The 22,639-nt window shown below is 64.0% G+C and carries 17 protein-coding genes and 1 pseudogene; 10 read left to right on the top strand and 8 right to left on the bottom strand.

From position 1 onward, the window contains the following. Positions 1–191: 191 nt before the first annotated feature. The 7 genes from CLG96_RS08015 to CLG96_RS07985 all read left to right on the top strand — a co-directional run bounded on the left by CLG96_RS08015 (position 192) and on the right by CLG96_RS07985 (position 9,257). A complete protein-coding gene (locus CLG96_RS08015) occupies positions 192–2,588 on the top strand; it encodes a TonB-dependent receptor (protein WP_107967359.1) in 2,397 nt (798 codons plus the stop codon). 218 nt (positions 2,589–2,806) lie between these two features. Continuing rightward, positions 2,807–4,075, top strand: a complete 1,269-nt coding sequence (locus tag CLG96_RS08010) for an MFS transporter (RefSeq protein ID WP_243395692.1) — start codon at positions 2,807–2,809, stop codon at positions 4,073–4,075. A 182-nt stretch (positions 4,076–4,257) separates the two neighbouring features. Beyond that, the gene (locus tag CLG96_RS08005; RefSeq protein ID WP_107967358.1) at positions 4,258–5,472 is read left to right on the top strand and encodes an aromatic ring-hydroxylating oxygenase subunit alpha; all 1,215 of its coding nucleotides are present in this window, start codon (positions 4,258–4,260) and stop codon (positions 5,470–5,472) included. Between the two features lie 202 nt (positions 5,473–5,674). Continuing rightward, a complete protein-coding gene (locus CLG96_RS08000) occupies positions 5,675–6,160 on the top strand; it encodes a VOC family protein (protein WP_107967357.1) in 486 nt (161 codons plus the stop codon). 189 nt (positions 6,161–6,349) lie between these two features. Further along, on the top strand, positions 6,350–7,132 hold the full coding sequence (gene ygiD, locus CLG96_RS07995) for a 4,5-DOPA-extradiol-dioxygenase (RefSeq protein ID WP_107967356.1): 783 nt from the start codon (positions 6,350–6,352) through the stop codon (positions 7,130–7,132). Between the two features lie 37 nt (positions 7,133–7,169). Beyond that, positions 7,170–8,258 carry an acetamidase/formamidase family protein gene (locus tag CLG96_RS07990; RefSeq protein WP_107967355.1) on the top strand — a complete coding sequence of 363 codons (1,089 nt, stop codon included), beginning with the start codon at positions 7,170–7,172 and terminating at the stop codon, positions 8,256–8,258. Positions 8,259–8,444: 186 nt separating this feature from the next. Continuing rightward, positions 8,445–9,257 (top strand): TauD/TfdA dioxygenase family protein, encoded by an 813-nt coding sequence (locus tag CLG96_RS07985; RefSeq protein ID WP_107967354.1) that lies wholly within the window; start codon positions 8,445–8,447, stop codon positions 9,255–9,257. 18 nt (positions 9,258–9,275) lie between these two features. Here CLG96_RS07985 and CLG96_RS07980 read toward each other — a convergent pair whose 3' ends face one another. From CLG96_RS07980 to CLG96_RS07960, 5 genes are all read right to left on the bottom strand, one after another. Next, entirely contained in the window at positions 9,276–11,591 is a 2,316-nt protein-coding gene (locus CLG96_RS07980; protein ID WP_243395691.1) for an acetamidase/formamidase family protein, read from the bottom strand. A gap of 119 nt (positions 11,592–11,710) precedes the next feature. Then, entirely contained in the window at positions 11,711–13,114 is a 1,404-nt protein-coding gene (locus CLG96_RS07975; RefSeq protein ID WP_243395690.1) for a zinc-binding metallopeptidase family protein, read from the bottom strand. Between the two features lie 96 nt (positions 13,115–13,210). After that, a complete protein-coding gene (locus CLG96_RS07970) occupies positions 13,211–13,861 on the bottom strand; it encodes a cysteine hydrolase family protein (protein ID WP_107967352.1) in 651 nt (216 codons plus the stop codon). Continuing rightward, complete coding sequence (locus tag CLG96_RS07965; protein ID WP_107967406.1) at positions 13,854–14,981, bottom strand: LLM class flavin-dependent oxidoreductase; 1,128 nt, start codon at positions 14,979–14,981, stop codon at positions 13,854–13,856. Before CLG96_RS07965 ends, CLG96_RS07970 begins: the two co-directional genes overlap by 8 nt. A 129-nt stretch (positions 14,982–15,110) precedes the next feature. Further along, a complete protein-coding gene (locus tag CLG96_RS07960) occupies positions 15,111–16,067 on the bottom strand; it encodes a ribokinase (protein WP_107967351.1) in 957 nt (318 codons plus the stop codon). Positions 16,068–16,235: 168 nt separating this feature from the next. On the opposite strand from CLG96_RS07960, the gene CLG96_RS07955 reads away from it, so the two are divergent. Further along, positions 16,236–17,066, top strand: a complete 831-nt coding sequence (locus CLG96_RS07955; protein WP_107967350.1) for an oxidoreductase — start codon at positions 16,236–16,238, stop codon at positions 17,064–17,066. A gap of 36 nt (positions 17,067–17,102) precedes the next feature. Here the strand turns inward: CLG96_RS07955 and CLG96_RS07950 are convergent, their stop codons facing one another. Both CLG96_RS07950 and CLG96_RS07945 read right to left on the bottom strand, forming a co-directional pair. Beyond that, on the bottom strand, positions 17,103–18,182 hold the full coding sequence (locus tag CLG96_RS07950; protein ID WP_107967405.1) for a TauD/TfdA family dioxygenase: 1,080 nt from the start codon (positions 18,180–18,182) through the stop codon (positions 17,103–17,105). Between the two features lie 284 nt (positions 18,183–18,466). After that, positions 18,467–19,441 carry an alpha/beta hydrolase fold domain-containing protein gene (locus tag CLG96_RS07945; RefSeq protein WP_107967349.1) on the bottom strand — a complete coding sequence of 325 codons (975 nt, stop codon included), beginning with the start codon at positions 19,439–19,441 and terminating at the stop codon, positions 18,467–18,469. Positions 19,442–19,751: 310 nt separating this feature from the next. On the opposite strand from CLG96_RS07945, the pseudogene CLG96_RS07940 reads away from it, so the two are divergent. Together CLG96_RS07940 and CLG96_RS07930 are read left to right on the top strand one after the other, a co-directional pair. Further along, positions 19,752–20,029, top strand: a pseudogene (locus CLG96_RS07940) (transposase); the annotation flags it as partial. A 518-nt stretch (positions 20,030–20,547) separates the two neighbouring features. Further along, a protein-coding gene (locus CLG96_RS07930; RefSeq protein ID WP_207796638.1) for an IS5 family transposase occupies positions 20,548–21,329 on the top strand; the annotation gives its coding sequence in 2 pieces (ribosomal slippage) (positions 20,548–20,872 and positions 20,872–21,329; 783 coding nt in all). Between the two features lie 185 nt (positions 21,330–21,514). Here the strand turns inward: CLG96_RS07930 and CLG96_RS07925 are convergent. Beyond that, a complete protein-coding gene (locus CLG96_RS07925) occupies positions 21,515–22,585 on the bottom strand; it encodes a LacI family DNA-binding transcriptional regulator (RefSeq protein WP_107967404.1) in 1,071 nt (356 codons plus the stop codon). Between the last annotated feature and the right edge of the window lie 54 nt (positions 22,586–22,639).

Raw genomic sequence — 22,639 nt, 5'->3', positions numbered from 1 at the left:
CGAGCGCGCGTGCGCTGAGCGTGGATGGCTGCCGGCCTTCAACGCGGCTCCGATATTGCTTCGCGTCAATTTCTTTTTCGCCGAGCCTCAAGACCTGTTCGTCCCGATGCGGGGAGATTTGCGTCAACGGCCGCACCTGACGGCCGGCGCCGATCCGGGAGAGAGCGCATCTTTAGTCGGGGGGGACTATTATGTTCAGGATCATCCGAGCCACACCGCTTTCGCTCGCGGCTGGCATCTCTCTGCTCGCATTCGCAGCCGGCTCGGCCCAGGCGCAATCGGTCCTAGCCGGCGCATCGGCGGTTGACGCCGCAGCGGCAAACTCGGCCGGCTCGGCGCCGACCGAGGACGGGCTCAGCGACGTCGTCGTCACGGCGGAAAGGCGTGATATCAACCTTCAGCAAGCACCGCTGACCGTATCCGCGATCACCGCAGATCAGCTCGAAGCCGCCAATATCACCGACATCACGGGCCTCAACGGCTCCGTCCCCGGCCTGGTCGTCGCGCGCAGCGGCGGCGGAGAGCGGATAATCTCGATCCGCGGCATCGGCTCGGAAACGCCCGAGAACACCAACACCCAGCCAGGCGTCTCCTACCATATCGACGGCGTCTATATCTTCAACTCGATCGCCGCGAGCGCCGCATTCATCGACGTGGCGCAAGTCGAAGTGCTGCGCGGCCCCCAAGGGACGATGTTCGGCCAAGGCTCGACCGGCGGCACCATCAACGTCGTGACCAACCAGCCCAGGCTGGGATCCTACACCGGAAGCGCCAGCCTGGGGCTGGGCAATTACGACTATTTCGAGGGCGATGCGGCCCTGAACGTTCCAATCGGCCAGACCTTCGCGGTGCGAGGCGCCATCCAGCACCTGAAGCATGACGGCTATGCCAGCGCTACCGGTGTCGAAGGGACGACGGACTATGAACTCGACGATGCCGATGAAACCGGCTGGAGGCTCGCATCCATCTGGGCGCCGACCGACAAGTTTTCGATCACTCTGAACACAATTCAGTATGACAGCGACACGCACGGTCCAGCCCAGAAGAATATTCTGGATCCGAACCCCGACCCCCGCGAACTGACCCAGGATTATCCGGGACGATCGGTCGTGGATACCGAACTCTATTCCGCGGTGGTCAAATGGGAGACGCCCTGGGCCACATTCAAATCCATCAGCAGCTATCAGGATCTTCACAGCGAGCAGGCCTGGGACGCGGACGGCCTGACGGCGGATCTATTCTATGCGCTGACCTACAGCCCGCTCACCTTTGGCGGCGATCGTTATGACCATGTCGCGCTATGGCAAAGCGACACAAAATCCTATACGCAGGAGTTCAACGTCTCGTCGAGCAATGGCCCGCTCCAATGGATTCTCGGTGGAGTCTATCTGCACTCGAAGAATTCCCAATATATTGTGGAATATAGGGCCAATGACGATAATATCGTTTCACCGCCGCTTCCCCTGGACACTCCCTGGAATGATCCGCTTGTCGATACTGTCGCCTATGCGGAGCTTTCTTCAATCACGCGCGAAGCATGGGCGGCCTATTTTCAGGGCAGCTACGACCTGACCGATCAGCTCAGCATCACTGCGGGCCTGCGCTATAACCATGATCAATATTCGGGCAAATCCGCCAGCAACGGTTCCGCCACGTCCGGCAACTATCTCAATCCGGAGCCGACGCCGGGTCTGACCACGAAAGAGGTCACCGGCAAGCTGGCGCTCGATTATCAGTTCACGCCTTCCAACATGGTCTATGTCAGCTATACGCGTGGCTTCAAGCCGGGCGGGATCAACAGCTCCGCCTCGAACGGCGGTTCCTTCACGATCACGCCGACCTATAAGCCCGAAACCGTGGACTCGTTCGAGATTGGTTCGAAGAACCGTTTCCTGAACAACACACTGCAGCTCAACGCTTCGGCCTTCCTCTACAACTACCATGACATGCAGTTCCTGGAGGAAGACCCGATCCTGTACGGCGAGGGGACCAGCAACGCCCCGGGCGCCCGGATATACGGCCTCGAGCTTGAGGGATCCTGGCTGGTCACGGACAATTGGCGCCTCGAAGGATCGGTCTCCCTGCTCGAAGGCGAGTTCAACGAAGATTATTATGCGCTGGATCCCGCAAAGGCTTCCGCCGCCCAGATCGCCGCCGGATATCCGGGCTATCTGTTCTGGACCAACTTCTTCCCGGCGGTTCTGGCGCGGGACGCCGCGCGCGCGAATATCAATGGCAACAGCGTCCCGAAGCTGCCGGACGTTCAGGGCTCGGCCTCGCTCACCTATACGAACCAGGTCGGCCCCGGCCAGCTGACCGCGAGGGCCCAGTATCTCTATCGTGGCGAGTATCAATACCGGCTGTTCAACGAGTCGGCCTATGACACCACCCCATCCTACAGCCAAGTGAACCTGTTCCTCAGATACGAGCCCGAGGACACGAACCTCAACGTCACGTTCCGGGTGACGAACCTGTTCGACAAGGATGGCGTGAACTCCCGCTTCTCCGATCCCTATGGAAGCGCGCAGACGATGGAGACCTATATCCCGCCGCGGCAATTCATTGCCTCGATCGGTTACCGCTTCTGATCTGCCGACAGGAAGGGAAGCGCGAGCGACGTGCGGGAACGCATGTTGCCGCGCTGCCTTTCGGCGGTGGCATCATTTTCGAGGCGGCGCCCGTCTCGCGCTCCGTTCCGCTCTCTGAGCGTCAACTCTTCCGGCGCTGTCCGTCAAGCGCTTGCCGACGCGTCGATGCATTCTGACGATCGTTACGGCGCCTCATACACTCTGTCGGAGAGCATCCTATGCCGCGCAATATGCTGATCATGGCGATCGTGTCGCTTGGGTTCTTCTTCGTGACCGCGACGACGTTCACCTCGCTGGGCTATGTGCTCTATACGATGGTCGCGGAACTGGGCTGGTCCCAGGCCGCCGCCGGCATGAGCTTCTCCTGCCTGGGGCTCGCCTGCGGGCTGAGCAGTCCGTTACCGCCGCTGCTGATGAAATGGATAGGCACGCGCCTCACGATGTTCCTGGGTGGGCTGGTGCTGGCGAGCGGTTTCCTGCTGGCGTCGATGACGCATGGCATCGGCGTCTTCTTCGTCGCCACCACGCTGATGGGCATCGGCTTCTCGCTGATCGCGCCATCACCGGCGGTCTATCTGCTGGCGACCTGGTTCCCGAAGACGTCCGCTCGAATGATCGGTTTCTACTTCATGGCGGGCTCGTTCGGCGGCGTGGTCGGCCCGTTGATCGTGGGCGCCATTGTCGCGGCGAGCGGGAGCTGGCGCGTGCACTGGCTGATCATGGCGATCCTGGCCGTCATGCTCGGGCTGCTCTGCCTCATCGGCGTCCGTGATGCCGTCAAGGTCGAATCCATCCATCAGGTCAAGACTGCCGGCCTCGCCGAACAGCGAGTTGCCGAGCCATCCCCCTGGACGGTTCGGCACGCGATGATGAACCGGTCCTTCATCCTGCTGTGCCTGGCGATGATGGTGGTCCAGACGGTTGTCACGACCATGCACTCGGTACTGGTGTCCCATGTCGCCAGCCTGAGCGGCGACAGCGCACCCGGCGCGATCGCCATGAGCCTTCTGGCGCTCACGGGCACCTTCGCAAAGGGTGTCACCGGCGCCCTGGCCGAGCGCGTCAACCCGAAGCTGCTGCTGGTGGCCGGCCTGGTGTTGCAGTGCGGTGCCACGGCCCTGCTTTCCTTCACGGCCACGGCGACTGGGGCCTATGTTTTCGCCCTGATGTTCGGCATCGGCTGGGGCCTGAGCTGGCTGAGCGCGCATGTGCTGCTGCTGCGATATTTCGGCGCCGCGATTGCCGGCGAGATGGTAGCGCTGGCGACGATGGCGACGACCTTCGCCGTGCTGGGCCCTTTGTCGGCCGGCTGGGTTGCCGACATGAGCGGCAGCTTTGTCCCCGTTTTCATGATCCTGGCGATCCTGCTGGCGGCGGTCGCCCTCTCGACGGCCTTCCTGCTGCGCGCGCCCGTCCCCAGCTTGGCGGCGGAGCCGGACCTTGGGGAGGATCGGGCGCTGGTCCCGCAGCCGGTCCCAGCGGGATAGCTCGCTTGCGTCGCGGATGGATCCATTTGAGCCATTCCCATGTGCAGCCTGCTATTTTGCTTGCCCCCCGGCCCGCCCCCTTCCGCTCGGCAGACGACAGCGCGCGCGGCGGCGCTGGTGCCGTGATCGATACTGTGAGGATGATGGCGGCCGGCGGCCCCGCAAAGGCATGAGGTGACGATATGACACTCCTGACCGAACAATTCTTCGACAGCTTCGCCAGCTCGGTGAAGGAGATCGAGGAAGCCGAGACGCTCCCTCCCGCCTGCTATACCAGCGAAGAGTTCTTCCGCTTCGAGAAGGAGGCGATCTTCCTGCGCGAATGGCTTTGCGTGGGTCGTGAGGAATGGGTGGAAAATCCAGGCGACTTCTTCACCGCCACCCATTCGGGCGAGCCGCTGGTGATCGCGCGCGACCGGGACGGCATAGTCCACGCCATGTCGTCGGTCTGCCAGCATCGGGCGATGCTGGTGGCGGAAGGCAGCGGCAACACGCGCTCCTTCGTCTGCCCCTATCACCACTGGACCTATGACCTGGACGGCGGGCTGGTCGGCGCGCCGGCGATGAACAGGACGTGCAATTTCGACAAGGCCAAATATGGTCTACCCAAGCTGAGGATCGAGATGTGGCACGGCTTCGTCTTCGTGAACTTCGATCCCGAGGCGCTGCCGCTCGCGCCACGCCTCGCCGCACTGGAGGACGTGGTCGCGAACTATGACTTTGCAAGCCTGCGCGGGCCGCGCCCCGGAGCGCCGATGCCCTATGCGTGGAACTGGAAAGTGATGTTCGAGAACAATAATGACGGATATCATGCCAACCGCCTGCACGCCGGCCCGCTGCACGACATTGTCCCGAGTTCGCTCGCCAGCTTCCCCGAGCTGCCCGCCGACACGGCGGGCTATTACCGGCTGAACGGCTCGCTGCACCAGGATGCGAGCTTCAACCCGACGCTGAAGGCGGTCTTTCCCGTGCTCCCCAGGCTCACTGACGAGGAGCGCAACCGGCTGCTGTTCGTAAACCTGCCGCCAAGCCTGTCGATGGTGATCATGAGCGACATGGTGCTCTATCTGATCCTCGACGCCCAGTCGGCGGAGCGGCACGCCCTGACGATGGGCACGCTGCTTCATCCCGACGCACTGTCGGACCCGCTCTATGCGCATAAGATGCGCATGAACGAGGATGCGGTGCGCGAGATCGTCGAGCAGGATCTGCATGTCGACCTGCTGGTGCAGCAGGGCCTGAACTCGAAGTTCGCCCCACGCGGCCGCTATAGCTGGCAGGAAGGCGCCCAGCGCCAATTCAATCTATGGCTGGTCGAGCGCTATTGGAGCGAATGGGGCCGGCGGCGCGGCCCCTCGGCGCCGGTAACGGAACTGAAGGCACGGACGGCGTCATAATCGAGTGAAAAAGCCCCTCCTCTCCATGGGAGAGGCTAATGCAGAGCCCTTCAACAACTGATGGCTGCATCGAGCAGTTCACGCGTCATATTCAGCCGCCCCCCACTCCCGACGCGTCCCGTCAAGCTTTTGGGCGCTCGCCGACAGAGCCGAACCGGCCGGGACTGATACCCCTCCCGCCTCCACGAAAAGAGAGGGCAGCATGCCGAACACGTTGATCTTCGTCGATCTCGCCTCGGACGATCCGTCCGCCGCCGGCCGTTTCTATGCCGAGCTGTTCGGCTGGCAGAACGACGCGCGGCCCGAGGGCGTCTATCACCGCATGGTGCCGGGCGGCTTCTTCCTCAACAAGGATGGGAGCGAGAGCGCGATCGGCAACCTGCATCTCGGTATCTTCGACGCCGCCAATGCCCGGCCGCATCCCGATCCGGCCGGTGTCGGCCCCCGCACGCTTTCGACCGACGGCCGCAAGCCGCGCATCTGGATCCTGATCGGCGACGACGACTCCGCCGACCGCATCCTCGCGGCCGCCGAAAAGCTCGGCGCCACCATCCTGTGGCGCGATCATTACTGGTCGGAGTTCAACGGCTACAACCATGCCTTCGCCGATCCCTGGGGCAACGAGATCGTGCTGTGGGGCAAGGCCGGCGAGAATCCACAGATCCCGGACAGCTTCACCCGCGAATGACGATGCGTGATTTCAAGCGGAACAACATCTTGTGCGCACCCGTACAAGACCGTCGCACGGCCCCGAACCTAGCCTCACAGCCGACAGACATCAGGGGACAGTCAGAGTGATGATGGCGATGCGCGGCGGAAGCGATGCTCTCCACCCCAAGTCCCGCGGCCCGGGCGGTTTCCTGAATGGCCCGACCGCATGAGCCGGCTCCCGATCGTCTTCTTCGGCCATGGCAGCCCGATGGTCGCGCTCGAGACGAGCGACGTCACCCGCAGCTGGGGCAGGATTGCCGCCGAGATCGGCAAGCCCAAGGCGATCCTGTGCATCTCCGCCCACTGGCTGACGCGCGGCACCGCAGTGACCGCCATGGCCCAGCCGCGCACGATTCATGATTTCGGTGCCTTCCCGCAGGCGCTGTTCGACGTGCAATATCCAGCCCCCGGCGATCCGCTGCTGGCGCATCGCATCCGCAAGCTGCTGGAGCCGATGCCGGTCGCGATCGACCATGGCTGGGGTCTCGATCACGGCACATGGTCGGTGCTGGTCCATGCCTATCCCGATGCCGACGTTCCGGTGGTGCAGCTCGGCATGGACATGGCCAAGCCGCCCGCCGCGCATTGGGCAATCGGCCGCGCGCTGCGCCCGCTGCGCGACGAGGGCGTTCTCGTCATGGGCACCGGCAACATCGTCCACAACCTGCCGGCGATGGACTGGAGCAATGCGACCGCCCCACCCTATCCCTGGGCCGCGCGGTTCAATGCCGCGATGCTCGAAGCGATCGCCGAGGACCGGCCCGAAGACGTGATCGAGTTCGAGGATCTGGGCGACGACGCCCGCCTCTCAGTCCCCAGCCCCGACCATTTCTGGCCGTTGCTCTATGTGCTGGGCGCGCGTCATCCGGGCGAGAGCGCGCGGTTCGGGCCCGATTTCATCCAATATAAATCGCTCAGCATGACGAGCATCCTGATCGGCGCCGCCTGAGCGCCGCATTCCTGCTTTCGCAACATGGGGGATATTCATGGCGTTGATCTGTGATCTTGGCACACGCCGCAACGACGTTCAGCCGACCGCGCTGCATCGCCTGCGGGCGACGCCCGAGACGGTCCACTGGGGCTATTTCTCCCCCGAGATCAGGCCCGCGCTGACGGTCAAGAGCGGCGACCTGATCCAGGCGCAGGCGGTCACGCATCATGCCGGCGACGATCCCACGCTGATGATGGACGACGACATCCGCCGCATCTTCAACGAGATCGCCCCCGAGACCCGCGCGCCCGGCTGCCACATCATGACCGGTCCGATCTATGTCGAGGGCGCCGAGCCCGGCGACATGCTGGAGGTGCGCTATTTCCAGATGGTGCCGCGCTACAACTATGGCTCGAACCTCCAGGCCAATTGGGGCCATCTCTATCAGGAGTTCGGCGAGACTGAGCGGGTGACGATCTATCAGCTTGATCCCAATGCCAATACGGCAAGCGCGCTCTACGCTTATGACATCCCCGATAAATATATGGTCCCCGGCCGCATCACCCATTGCCCCGAATGCGATCGCCAGCCCGCGCTCCCGGGCATCACCGTGCCGGCGCGTCCGCATCTCGGCACCGCCGGCGTCGCGCCTGCGGTCAACATGCCGGTCAGCACCATCCCACCCGGCCTGCACGGCGGCAATATCGACAATTGGCGGATCGGCGCGGGCGCGCGCATGTATTATCCCGTGCAGGTGAAAGGCGGCCTCTTCTCGATCGGCGACCCGCATGTCAGCCAGGGCGACGGCGAGATCAGCGGCACGGCGATCGAAGCCTCGCTCGACGTCCTCTTCCAGATCATCCTGCGCAAGGACTTCCAATTCCCCTCGCCGCTGCTCGAGACCGATAACTGCTGGATCGTGCACGGCTTCGGCGAGGATCTGGACCAGGCAATGAAGAACGCCTCGCTCGACATGCTCCACCTGCTGACCGAGCATCAGGGCCTGTCGCGCGTCGACGGCTATTCGCTGATGAGCATCGCCGCCGATTTCGGCGTGACGCAGGTTGTCGATGGCACGCAGGGCATCCATGTGCGGATCGATCGCGGCATCTTCCCGAACAAGGGCAGTGTCCGCGACGTCTGAGCCTGCCCTTCCCCGATGGTCTGCCAGGCGCATCGGCCGGATCGGCCAAGCGATCCCCCTTTCGCACATCGCCTGCGGACAAGCGATCGGGCATCGGCAGACAAGACCGGGCACGCTGCCCGCGCCATGATCGCCCGGAATTACGCGCGGCGGCAATCCGATCCCTGCCCGTTGAGGAGACGCGCCATGCCATATGAGCTGCTTGACGTTCGCCCGATGACCAAACGCATCGGTGCCGAGATCTTCGGCATCGATCTGAACCGGCCGCTCGGCAACCATGAAGTGAGCGAGCTGCACGATGCGCTGATGCAGCATCAGGTGATCTTCTTCCGCGATCAGCCGCTCACGCATGAGAGCCACAAATGCCTCGGCCGTGCCTTCGGAGAGCTCGCCATCCATTCGGGCGTGGCGGGCCTGCCCGATCACCCCGAGATCGTCGCCATCCATGCCGACGAGAACAGCAAATTCGTCGCCGGCGAGAATTGGCATTCGGATCTGAGCTGCAATGCCGAGCCGCCGATGGGCAGCATCCTCTACATGCACACGCTGCCCGATCATGGCGGCGACACATTATTCTCCAGCATGTACGCCGCCTATAACGCGCTGTCGCCGGCGATGAAGGCATTCCTGGACCCTTTGACCGCGATCCATGACGGCGAACATGTCTACCGCCCGATCGTCAACGATCCGACCAAAACCTATCCCTGCAACACCCATCCGGTGGTGCGCACGCATCCGGTGACGGGCCGCAAATGCCTCTTCGTCAATGCGTCCTACACCATCCGCATCCCCGAGCTGAGCAAGGAGGAAAGCGATGCGGTGCTCGCCTTCCTCTTCGAGCATGTGAAGAACCCCAATTTCCAGGTCCGCTTCCGGTGGCAGAAGCATTCAGTCGCCTTCTGGGACAATCGCTGCACCCAGCATTTCGCGGTGTGGGACTATTTCCCGGAAGTCCGTTCGGGCTTTCGCGTCACGGTGGCAGGCGACAAGCCCTTCTGATCGCCTCAAGCCTGCGCTTCAAGCGGTGAACAGCGCCTTCCGGATCACGGCATGCACCCCCCAATTGCCGTTCACCACCTGCGAGATCCCGAAATCCACCCCCACCGACAACAGCGAGATCGCCTCGTCCTCGGTCAGTTCCTTGGTCGTCATCAGAAACCGCCGCGCCTTCCTGAACGCATCGCGCATCGCCGCGTCGATCGACGAGCGCTTATAGACCTCGCTCTGCGCGTCCTCGCCCAGCTCCTTCAGATAATCGGGGTGGCTGAAGCCCATGATCACCCATTCGTCCGCCGTTTCGATCAACGGATAATCCAGGTCGCGCAACTGCTCGCGCAGCTCGCCGGCCGGATGATGGATCAGCTGGATCAGCGCGGTCATCGAACATTCGATCGCCGTGCCGCACAATTCCGAATCCCCCTGCGACGCATGCGGATCGCCCAATGACAACAGTCCCCCTGGCACCTGCACCGGCAGGAAGATTCGCGAGCCCGGCCCCGTGCGCCAATTGTCGAGATTGCCGCCGAACGACGCCGGCGGGACCGAATCCACCAGCCCGGCATGGGCCGGCGCCAGCGCGATCACGCCGAAATGCGGCCGGATCGGGATCTCGACATTGCGCAGAATGTCGTAATTGCGCTCAACCGTGGCCGGGTTCACGGGCACGCCCGGATAGTCGTAGCGCGCATGCGTTCGGCCCGATGGATCGACCTGCGGCGTCCAGCGATAGCTGTAGACGGCATGTGCCAAGGGCGGCCGCGCAGAGCCGGTCTCCACCTCGTAGATGGTGATCACCTCGCGCTGCTTCGGCTCGGTCAGCAAGTCGTCATAATGAAAGCCCCAATAGGTTGCCGCATTGCTGCCGAACGCCTTCCCCGAAAATTTGGGATTGCCGCTGAGCCGCGGCTTCAGGTCGAGGATACGCACCTCGATCACGTCACCGGGCATCGCCCCCTGGATCGCGATCGGCCCGGTACAGATATGGACGCCAAAGCCCTCGCCCGGCCCCCGCCCCAGGGCGCTGGCATCGAGCGGCCCCGCACCGCGGCGCTCGACCGCCCTGCTCTCGGCATCCCAGCGATAGACGCTCTCCGCACCGGGATCGCCCTCCACCATCCGCTCGGGATCGTCATTGGCGTGGTGGGTCAGCGTCTCCACGGTCACGAAATCGCCCGAGCGGACCTGCAGTGCCGGTTTCAGCGCGCGGCTGAAATAGCCCCAATGGATCGTTTCCGGACTCACCGGCAGATAGTGGTGCCGCACCGGCTGGCCGATCGGCAGCTCGCGCTCGGCTTCCGCCTCCAGTTCGCCTTCTTCCTCGATCTCGAGCAGCGGCGATCGCGTCCGATCGCGTGTGGCGGTCGGCCGGCCTCGGCGCGGTGGATCGGCGCGCGGCTCGTCGCTGGGCGGCGTCTTGCGATATTCGCGCGGCGACACGCCATATTGCTCGCGGAACGCCCGGCTGAACGAGGCGGAGTCGTTGAACCCCCATTGGAACAGGATGTCGGAGATCGACTTCTGCACATGCAGCGGGCTGCGCAGGTCGAGCCGACACCGCTCCAGCCGCCGCACCTTCACATAATGGCCGAAGCTGTCGTCGATCGATTCGAACAGCTTCTGCAAATAGCGCGGCGAAATGCCATGTTCGCTGGCAACCTGCTGGTAATTGAGATTGGGGTCGCTCAGCCGCATCTCGATCGTTTGGAAGATCCGCTCGAGCAGCGCCGCGCGCATGCCCGCCGCCCCACCCAGCGCGCGGGGCGGGGCGTTGTCGAGCAGGCTGGTCAGCAGGAATTCAGGCAGCGCCAGTTCCACCGGCCGCGCCTGATCGGTGGTGATCTCGCCGATCGTGTCGGCGAGCGAACGCAACATGCCGCCGAACACCCGCGCCCCGCCGCCTTCCGAGGAGATCTTGCGCGGCCGCTCCGGCAGCGGCGTCTTCAGCCGCGGAGTGAGCACCGATTGCGGGATCCGCACGATCAGCAGGCGATGGTCGCCTGGAAAGAAATGTCGCGCCGCCGCATCGCCGCGCGCGCAGACCATCTCGCCATCGAGAAGGTCGAAAGTCTCGGTCCCGTCGGTCATCTGCGCGGTGCCGTCGAGCAGCATCGCCAGCCAGAAGGAGCCGGGCTGGATGGTGAAATCGATCGTATAGCTCTGCGACGTGGCGGTCAGCCGGATGAAATCGATCCCGACGCTACTCTTGAAATGGATCAACTCGCCGTAGAGCGAGGCGTCGTCCGCTGCGTCGAGCGTGATTGAAAGTCGCTGAAGCGCGAAGCGCCAGGCATCGCGGCGTTGTTCCTTGGGATAGGCATTGGTCGTGAAACGCAATCGATTAACCCGATCCCCTAAGGACCGGCAGCCAGCTCCTTGCCGCCGATCTTCCTCTTGCACGGACATAGGCTAGGCGAGCGTAACGAAAGCCGTCAATTCGGATATAATGGCCCGTCTCAAAATGGGGCGTCGCCATAGACCGTCGAGGCGCCCTGCCCGCGCTGCTCCACCGGCCCGCGCCCGCAGACCGCGAGCATGGTGAGCGCATAGATCAGCGCGCTGGAGGCCATGTCTTCGGGCGTCGGGCGCCAGCGCGGCATGCCGGTGGTAATCGCCGGAATCCGATGCATGTTGAAGACATTATGGTCGCGCCACATGCTCGAATAGACCGGATGCGCCCGTTCGACGGCTGCTCCGCGCGCAAGCCGCGTCGCCGCGTCCACCGCACCGGCCAGCGGAGCGACCTGGGCCGCTTCGGCCTCGAAGCCATGCCGCACGACCACCGGCTCGACATCGAAGCCTTCCAGATCGACGCCGCGCATCGCCGCGACGATGCCGTGATAGGCGTCGGCCGCCTTCTGCTGCGGCCCGAGCGTCACATCCAGATAGAGCGCACAGACTTCCGTGCCCGCGCCGAAATCGAACGGAATGCCGCCGCGCACCGAGGCGAGCTGCACCTTGGGCTGCGAAAGCCCGCCCGCCCGCTCATACACGCTGTCGCGCTCCCATTGCCGGCTCCAGCGATGGATCGCGTCGATGACCGGCCCCAGTCGATAGATCGGATTGGGATGCTCCGTCGCAGCCTCGGGCGTATCGAGGACCGGCGTGAACAGGCCGCGCCCGTAAATGCGGATGCGGAACAGGGCATAGCCGCAGCCCTGCCAGGTCAGGCCGAAATCGGTCCCTTCCGCCGCGATCGCATAATCGGGCGCCACTCCGCCATGGTGAAACAGATAATGCGCCCCGATATCCTTGCCGAGGAACCCGACACCGGCGAACTCCTCGATCGGCTCGGGCCCGATTTCGCCCGGACATGCCGTGAGCCAGGTCTTGCCGGCAAGGCCGATCCCGGCGCGGCGCAGCGCCTTGGTCGCGATCAGGAAACACGCCATCGGCCCCCGGTCGTTCGAGATCGGATAGCCGCGGAGTTGCCCATCCTCCAGCCAGCACTTCGTCCATTCGGGATCGGCAAGCGTCGAGGCGCGATAGCGGAATGCGTCCTGCTCAGGCATGCCGCTCGGGCTCTCGGTATCGAGATGCGCGGTGAACAGCAGGTTCGCGCCGGTGCCGGCGCCGCCATATTCGCCGACGATGTTGGGCCGATCGGGCGTGGCGCCTACGCGGCGCGGGCGGAAGCCCTCATGCGCCATCCAGTCGAACACGAAGCTGGCCGCCGCCGCCTCGCTGCGCGACGGACTGGGGATGTTTCCCAGCGTCAGCGCCAGCTCGACCAGCTCGTCCTGATCGATCGCGGCGGCGATCGCGTCACGCTCCTCGGCGCCGATCGCATAGGGCGCGGCGGAAGGATGGGCGAAGGCAGGCATGGCCGCCTGCGGGAAGGGCTCGGGAAGATCAGCCATGTTGCGAAACGAGCGCCCCTTCCATGTCGACCGCGACGGCACCGGGCAGCGCCGGCGCATCGATATTCTGCGCGAAAAAGGTGACGACGCCCAGCTTCACGCCCAGACCGCCTCGACCGCATCGGCCGTGACGAGCAGCGCGCAGTTCTTCGCCAGCACGTTGAGCGTGCCGCTGTGCAGATCGGGCTCATAGGCGGCGCAGGCATCCGACACGACGAACACATGATAGTCGCGATGGAAGGCGTCGCGCGCCGTCGCATCGACGCAGCAATCGGTGCTGATCCCGGTAAGGACGAGCGTGTCGATCCCGCGCGCGCGCAACTGTTGGTCGAGATCGGTGCCGTGGAAGCCGTTGAACATCAGCTTCTCGATCTCGATGTCGCCCGGTTCCGGCATCACACGATAATAATCCGCCCCCCCGCCCTCGGCGCGGCAGATCGCCTCGCCGCCGGGCATGCCGCGCCGCTGCATCAGCGTCTTGAGCGCCCGGGAGTCGGTCTCCTCGCGGGTGACGACGCGCATGAATGCCACCGTCGCCCCCGCGCCCCGGGCAGCCACAATCAGCCTTTCGATCCGGTCGATCGCCGGCTCCACCGTCGCCATATCTGCGCCGACCTGCCCCAGCAGCCCGAAGGGCGCCGCAAAGTCGGTCTGGATGTCGATCACCACCAGCGCGCTCCGCTCGGGCGGCAGCATCTCCGCCAGCGCCGGTGCCGCGACATGCGGCAGCTCCGCCACTTCAGGCATGCGCGGCGACCTGCAGCCTGGAAGGAAAGCGCGCGCGCAGCGCCGGCAACACTTCCTGTCCGAAGATCGGCAGCCCGGCGATATAGTCCGGGAAGATCAGCATCAGCCCATCGATGCCCGAAACCTCGAACAGCTCGCCCAGCTGCTCGACCACCGTCGCCGGCGTGCCGAGCACATGCGGCGCCATGAAGGTCGATCGGCTCTTGGCGACGAAGGCATTCTCCTTGCCGATCTCGCTGTCGAGAAAGCCATAGGCGCGCATCATGCCCTTGAGCGCCTCCTCGTCGAGCCCGGCGCGGAAATGCTCGGCGGTGGCCTGCGCTGCGGCGTCGGTCTCGCCGAACACCACCGTCATCATCGAATAGGTGCGCACGGTGCGGCCCAGCTCGGCGGCGTCGTCCTTGGCCCGCCGGCTCGCCTCGGCCAGTTCCTTGGGGTCGCCGCCCGACAGGAAAATCGCGTCCATCTCCTCGGAGGTGAAGCGCATCCCCTTCTTCGACGTCCCTGCGCACACCAGGAACGGCCGCGTCGAGGGCTTGGGATCGGACATGCAGTCGTCCAGCGTGAAATATTGGCCGTGCATGGTCACCGACTTTTCGGTCCACAGCGCCTTGATCGCCCGGATCCACTCATAGGCGAGATCATAGCGGGCATCGTGATCGATCCCCTCGGGCCAGGCGCCCATCTGCGAAAATTCGCCCTTATAGGCGCCCGTCACCACATTCAGCCCGGCACGGCCGTTGCTGATCTGATCGAGCGTCGCGATCATCTTGGCGACGACGGCAGGGTTCTGGAGGATGGTATGGACGGTAGTCCACACCTTCACCCGGCTGGTCGCCTCGGCCAGCGCGGACATCATTGCGGTAGGATCGAGCGTATTTTCCCAGTGATGCGTCTCGCCACCATAGCCGCGATATTTCGCCATCGACATGATGAAGTCGAGCCCCGCCTCCTCGGCGAGCAACGCGACCTTGCGGTTATACGCATAGGAACCATCGAGGGGCGGCGCATTCTTGGACAGGATCCAGCCACCATTGGCCATCGGCATGAACACGCCCAGATCCTTGCCGCCTCCATCCGAAGGCAGACCGAAAGGCGTCGGTTCGAACTCGGTCGTCATCGCCAGCAAACCCCGCTCTAGAGCATGTTGTGATTAGATCTAATCACAACATGCTCCAATTCCCCTTTGTTTCCCGCATTTTCCGAGCCGCCAGGCGATTCCGCCCGACTTGAAAATGCTCTAGTCCGGTCAGCTTATCGCGGCTCCTTCCCGCTTCTTGATCGTGCGCGCATGTTCTGTTGCGCCGTCGAGAAAGGCCTCGACCGCCGCGCGCCGCGGCATCGCCGGCGCCGCCCCTCGCGCCAGCGTGCACAACGCCGCGGCAACGTTGGCGACCGGGAGCGCCGCCTCCACCGACCGCCCCTCGTCGAGCAGCGCCGCGAGCGCGCCGACGAAACAGTCTCCGGCCCCGATCGTGTCGACCGGCACCACCGGCACGGCCGGCGCATGGAAATGCCCGTCGATGCGCACCGCCACCGCGCCCCCGGCGCCGAGCGTCACCACCACCACCTGATCCGGGGCGGTGAGCAACGCCCGCGCGGCAAGCGCCTCCTCCGGTCCCGCCGGAGCGTGCGAGCGGCCCAGATAATGCACCAGCTCATGCTGGTTCACGACCAATATATCGGTCTCGGCGAACAGGGCGGCTGCCTCGGGCAGCGCCGGCGCGGCATTCAGGAGCCGGCACCGGCCTTTCGCCCCGGCCGCCGTGAAGAATGCCAATATTGTGGCGACCGGCACCTCGAGCTGCGCGAGCAGCACCCGCGTGTCGACGGCCGGCGGCAGCAGGAGCCGCGGCTCGATCCGCGCATTCGCCCCTGCCGCCACGATGATCTGGTTCTCCGCCGATGCATCGACGGCGATGAAGGCGGTGCCCGTCGCCACCTCGTCCAAGGCCTGCACGCCGGATACGTCCACCCCTTCGGCCCGCAAATTTCCGATCATCCAGCCGCCGGCCTCATCCCGCCCCACGGCGGCCAACATCGCGGCCGAGCCCCCCATGCGCGCCGCCGCCACCGCCTGGTTCGCGCCCTTGCCGCCCGGCAGGCGCACCGTCTCATGGGCAAGAACCGTCTCACCCGGCCGGGGCAGCGCCGCAACGGAGGCGATGAGGTCGATATTGATGGAACCGAGAATCTGGATCGCCATCGCGCTCCCCCTATTCCGCAAGGAGCCAAGACGAGCATGGCCGGACGCCCGCCCGCAAGCTCGATCCGGCCAGATGCGCGGCGCGCCAACTTTTGTGGCCACCTCCGGCAAGAGCGGGCCTATCCGCGTCTCTTATCCTACACCCCATTGCGCATCGGGGGGACATAGTTGACCAACTGGCTGATTACGGGGGTAAGCGGCGGCCTCGGCCGGGCGCTGGCGAGCGCGGCGCTCGACCGCGGCGACCGGGTGGTGGGCACCACGCGTCGCGAGGCGGATCGCCTCGCCTTCGAGGCGCTGGCGCCCGGCCGCGCCACCGGCCTCTTCCTCGACCTTGCCGAGCCCGGCGCGGCCGCTCACACGGTCGTCGTCGCCCAGGATGCGCTCGGCACGATCGACCGGCTGGTCAACAATGCCGGCTATGGCCTGGTCGGCGCGATCGAGGAGACCGATCTCGATCAGGCGCGCGCGCTCTTCGAGGTCAACCTGTTCGGCCCGATCGCCATGATCCAGGCGGTGCTTCCAGCGATGCGCGCGCGCCGCGCCGGCCATATCGTGAACATCACCTCGATGAGCGGCTTCGCGCCCTGGGCGGGGACCGCCATCTATGGCGCCAGCAAATATGCGATGGAGTGCATCGGCCAGACGCTTGCGCAGGAAGTTGCGCCGCTCGGCATCCGCGTCACCAATGTCGCGCCCGGCGGCTTCCGCACCGGCTTCGCCGGCCCCGCGCTCGCCGAAGCCGCGCGCACCATCCCCGACTATGACGATGGCGCGCGAAATTCGAAGCGCATCCTCGCCGCGTCGCGCGGTCAGGAGCGTGGCGATCCCGCCCGCGCCGCCGCCGCGATCCTCGACGCGCTCGATGCCCCCGAACCGCCCGTCCACTTGTTCCTGGGCGAGGATGCGCTGCGCCATAGCCGCGAGCATTTCGATCTGGTGATGGCCGAGATGGACCGCTGGTCCGCGCTGTCGCTCTCGACCGCCTTTCCGGACTGACGCGCGAACGGGCGCTTGGCCCGTCTTGCGCACCGCTCAGGAAATCAGCCGCGGCACCGACACGGACAGAATATCAAAATGTCCCTCAGGATGCTCCGCCCCGCCGTCCCGCGGCGCGGCGCGATGCTGCACCACGCCGTTCTTGCCGAAGCCCGGCACCACCGGCCGCCCCGACTGCCGGCTCAGCCATAGACGCAGCAGATGCCGCCTGCGCTGCGGCTCGGGATAGTCGGTGAACGCCGTCCGCGCATGCAGCGCGGCATAATTGGAAAGCCACTGGATATCGCCGGGGCGGAAATCCATCTCGATCGCCATGCCGGGCTCATAGGTAATCTCGTCGAACAGCCGCAGCACCTCGATCTGATCGGCGGTGAGCTGCGGCACGCCCGGATATTCCTGCGCCGTCAGGATGTAGAGCGAGCCGGCATACATGCTGAACACACCGTCGACCATGCTGACGATCGGCGACTGATAGGTGTCGGCGGGTGCATTATGGTCCTGCCGCCGCCAGTCCCAGTGGAAGGGCTCCAGCAGCAGCGGCGCGAGGTCCGGACGCCGGCGCAGGATCTCGTTATAGATCTCCGCACCCGAGACGAGGCACGATGCGCCCCCTGCCTTGGCCGGGCGCAGGCACATCAGCGCCACCACGTCCGAACTGTCGGAATGATAGACGAGCTTGTCGCGCACTTTCGACGACAGCGCGGTCGGATCGTCCATCGTCTTATCCGATGTCGCATAGACATGGTCGATCAGGTCGCCCATCTCATTCTGGCGAATGGGATCGCCCATGTGCAGCCCGAGGATGTAATAGATCGCCGCCGACAGCGCGTCCGAATAGAGATGCGTACGCAGCCCCCGCACCAGCACGAAGCCCCGCCCATAATCGACGTCCCTGCCCCAGCACGCGACCGCCTCGGCACATTCGATCAGCGGATATTCGTCCGCGGTCACGCTCCGCAGGTCCGGGTCCGCCTCGACGAAGCGCCGGCCCAGCCCCTCCAGCTCGGCGACCTGCGCCTCGGATAGGCGATAGATCCATTCCTCGCTCTCGCTCAGACGATCGCCGCGCCACGCCGCCGCGGTCGTGACCGGAGGGAGGGAAGCGAGCACCGGCATGAGGCATTCCTTTCGCAATCGGGAAGCGAGCAGCATCGGCACGCTAATGCCGTTCGCAGCACCGATCTTGTCCGGCATTGCAGAAAGAGTTTCCGCCGGGCGCCCTGCCGTCCGTTATGATTGCCATTCCGGGAGGGTTCGTTCCGGAATGGCAATCGCACGCGGTTACACTCGACCTGCACGGGTTCGCCACGAACGCGAAGGCGCAGCGGCTGATCGAAACCCGGCGGCAGGACTATACTATAATGCGAGCCGGCCTCAGCCGCCCCGTCCTCAAACAGGCCCTAACGGCGCAAGCTTTCATCCAGCCATTCAGAGGCTTCGCTCAGGGCACGGTCGGCGACCTCGGCGATCGACACGGCTTCCAAGAAACTGTGCGATGCGCCTTCATAGATCCTGGCTGTTGTGTCCACGCCTGCCGCGCGAAGCCGCTTTTCCATTTCCAGATTTTCGTCGAGAAGCACGTCGCAATTCGGAATGCACAGGAATGCGGGCGGCAACCCGGATAGCTCGGCATGTAGCGGACAGGCCAAAGGCAGGCGCTTGCCGAAATCCTCGCCAAGATAATTTTTCCAGAAATCTTCCATCTCCTGGCCGCCGAGCATGAAGGCGGGTCCGCCAAACCGCTCATAGGACGCATTGTGGCAATCCGTGTCGAAGGCGCCGTAGTTGAGCAGCATTGCCTTCACCGCCTGCGGCTGCTCCGCGTCGCGCAGATGAATTGCTGTCGCAATGGCGAGATTTGCTCCGGCTGAATCGCCGCCCGTTGCAAGCCGATCGGGATCGATGCCCTGTTCGCCGCCGTGGCGCCGCAGCCAACGGACCACTTCGATCGTTTCCTCGAGCGCGCGCGGAAACCGCACTTCCGGCGACAGCGAATAATCGACGCCGATCACGCAAATTCCGGCGCGCGAGGCATATTCGCGCATCAGGCGATCATGCGTGTTGATACTGAAGATCGTCCAGCCGCCCCCATGCAGATAGACAAGGGCAGGCAGAGCGCCGGCATCTTTGATGGGCCGATGAATTCGAACGGGTATGGTATCCTCGCCAAAAGGAATTGCGAGCTCTGTCGTAAGCGCCATTTGGGGCCCGCCCTGGATCCATGGCGCGCGAACCTGTTCGGCGATATGGCGCGCTTCGGGAAACGATACGGTATCCAGCGCCTTATGCTGCGCCCATCCCTTTCCCATTTGCGCAATGAAAGCAGCGATTTGAGGATCGAGTTCATTCAAGGCAATGGACGCTTCCACTTGCATGATCCCTTCAATTGGCCCGCACAGTTCGGCAATGGCCTAAAAAGTTGAGTGAATTATAAGGACAACCAAAGCGCAATTGGACCGGGCAGCCGCCTTGTCCGCAGAGAGTCAATCTCGAGCGCATTCCATTTTTAATATTCGGCCGATCCAGGCACTTTATTAATATTTCGCTTCTACAATGCCTGCATCAGATGGGACAAAGACTATTGCGCCCGGGCCAATCGTGATTTGGATGAAGCATATCACGGATGTGGCGCAGGGATATTGCGCCTCGGATTAGCGTTACAGTTGCATTTTCGGCTCATGTGTCCGCTCCAGGGCACGCTTTGATCGAGCGCTATACCTGCCCAAGAGTTGGACCGGAGATCCCGCGCGGCTTGCCGCTACCCACGTCCCCGACGGCGCGACTTTTGCCACCAAGCCGGCGTTGGCTGTTCAGATGATATGCCGCGCGTTGGCGGCGAATGTTCCCTTCTCTTGGGTCGCAGCGGACGCAGTGTATGGCGTCGGCATATCGAAATGGCCTTGCGGCACGCTTGCAAAGCCTATGTTCTGGGGATCAAGCCGGACCATCATTTCAGCTCTTGGGCTGGCAAGTTTGCGCAGCGTCGTATCGAACCAGCTCGCATCATCGCATGGCCTTGTTGGCGGCGTGCGCATCAAGTCGCCGCACGCAAAGCTCATCTCCAATCCAATATGCAACTGTAATGCTAGGCGGCGTGGACAAATTCAGGGTTTCAAGCGGCCTTAGCTATCGGGGGTAATCGCCCGTTACGAATTGCACAACGAAGAACAGAACTGCGCAGACGCACCAGAAGATCGCCCACGCGGTGAAAACTCGACGGAAGGTCCTTGGGTATTCTGGCTTTTGAATGAGCCACACGAAAATATAGGGACACCAGAGGGTCAGGAATCCCATTACCGCCAGCTTCAACGTCGATGCCTTTGGCACGGTTTCGTTTATCGGCATGACGGTCATCGGCGGACTTATTTCGCAAAATGGTGGCCTTCGCAATCAATCTGTCAGGCCATCTGCTGATGGCGGTGCAGGGCGAGGTTGACGCAAGGCAATGAGGTTGATTCAAGGCTGCTTTTTGGAAGCGGGCTTGAGCCGAGGCGATCTAACTGAAGCGGAATGGCGTATTTTGAAGGGCTTGCTGCCGATCGAGCCTGAAAATCGTGGCCGAGGCAGGCGACCTGAGCAGAACCGTGCGATCATCAACGGCATACTCTGGCGGCTCTGGTGCGGTGCGCCATGGCGAGACGTTCCGCCCAAATATGGCAGCTGGAACACCATCTATCGCCGCTTCCGACGCTGGAGCGAAGCCGGGGTCTGGGAAACCGTGGCGGTAACGCTGGCCGAGATCATGGCGGACAGCGGCCATTACAGCATCGACAGCACCACAGTTCGCGCCCACGTCTCGGCAGCGGGCGGAAAAGGGGGACTCATCAACGCGCTCTTGGCCGCTCGCGGGGCGGGTTCACCAGTAAGCTTCACTGCCTGGCTGATGCCCTCGGACGACCAATCGCCTTCCACCTGACGGGCGGCGAAGCGGCAGACTGTAAGGCATATGACGCCCTGATCGATCTGCCCGAGCGCGCGCCAGACGCTCTACTTGCAGACAAGGGTTATGATGCCGACGCCATCCGTGCCGACCTTGCCGAACGGAAGATCGAGGCCGTCATTCCCGGCCGATCAAATCGCCGGGTGAAGATCGAGCATGACCGGGCGCTCTACAAGCAGCGCAACCGCATCGAGCGCATGTTCGGCCACCTCAAGATCAACCGCGCCATTGCCACCCGCTACGACCAACTGGCTAACAACTTCCTCGGAATGGTCCATATCGCCATCGCCAGATACTGGCTCAAATTTGTCCACGCCACCTAGGCAAATGAACACATGGCGTACCAGTTCGCCTCGATTGGAGGCACGGCCGCAATGGAGGAGGAAAGTGCAGCGCTCGCGCCGCCAAGCGGGATCATCGCGGCAATTTCCCTCCGGCTGGTCTCCATAGCACTGTTCCCTTTGCAACAATGGCGGAGAACAGGACTCCATCCGGTGAAGATGGACGGTCAGGCATCGCACCGGGGCGGATCGCCTGTGCACGGCATGGTGACCGACGTGGATTCGCGCTCCAATATGTCATGATCGAAGATTTCGTCGCTCGGCGCGCCGGCGTCGTCGGCTTTGCCCAGCGCAGCGATCAGGCATTGGGTCGCGCGAAAGGCCATGTCCTCCACCGGCTGGCGCACCACAGTCAGCGGCGGCCAGATGCGCGACGCCAGGATGGTGTCGTCGAATCCCGTCACCGCAAGGTCGACTGGCAGTCGCAGGCCCGTGCGGTTCGCCTGCGCGATCACGCCCGCAGCCAGATCGTCGCTGCTGCAGATGATTGCCGTCGGCCGGTCATGCCGCTCCAGAAGCACCCGCCCCGCAGCAACGCCCGATGCATAGTCGAATTCGCTGTGATGCAACAATAGCTGCGAATCTTCGGCGATGGCATGTTTCCGCAGAGCATCGCGGAAGCCTTCGAGCCTGGCCGCCACTACGCTATAGTGATCGGGACCGGCGACATAGGCGATCCGGCGATGCCCCCTCGCGATGACCCGTTCGGTTATGGAAAACATCGCCGCGCGATTGTCGATTCTGACGGTCGTGACGTCGGGCAGTGCAGTCCCGGTTGCGATGGCCGCCACCGGCACGCCCAGCTTAGCAAGGACGGCAGACCCGCTCAGCAGTTCCGCGAAAGGCGGAATGAGCAGAAGCGCGTCGGCGCCGCTGCGCACCAGATCCCTGGCGATGCCCTCCGCCTCGCCCCTGGTCACGCCCTCCCCGTCGCGCAGGATCAGCTGGAGGCCATGGGCATTGGTCGCGCGCAGCGTGCCGACCAGCACGGCATCCAGAAACGGCGTGCGCCTGTCGCTGTAGACAAGGCCTACGGTGGTGGCCCGCGCCTTGGCCAGCCGCCTTGCGGTCAAGTTAGGCACATATCCCAGCTCCGCGATCGCCGCATGTACCGTTGCGACGGTGGCGGCGCTCGCACGGCCGGCGCCATTAACCACGTTGGACACGGTCATGGCGGACACACCCGCCCGTTCCGCCACCGCGCGGATCGTTACGGCATGCCGTCTTCGTTTCGCCATCGGGTCCATTCCCTCCCCGCCCCTCATAGCGTGTTCCCCGCATCTTCATAGCCC

The organism is Sphingomonas oleivorans (genome assembly GCF_003050615.1).
GTDB lineage: Bacteria > Pseudomonadota > Alphaproteobacteria > Sphingomonadales > Sphingomonadaceae > Sphingomonas_H > Sphingomonas_H oleivorans.
This window is presented reverse-complemented; position numbering and strand designations above follow the sequence as displayed.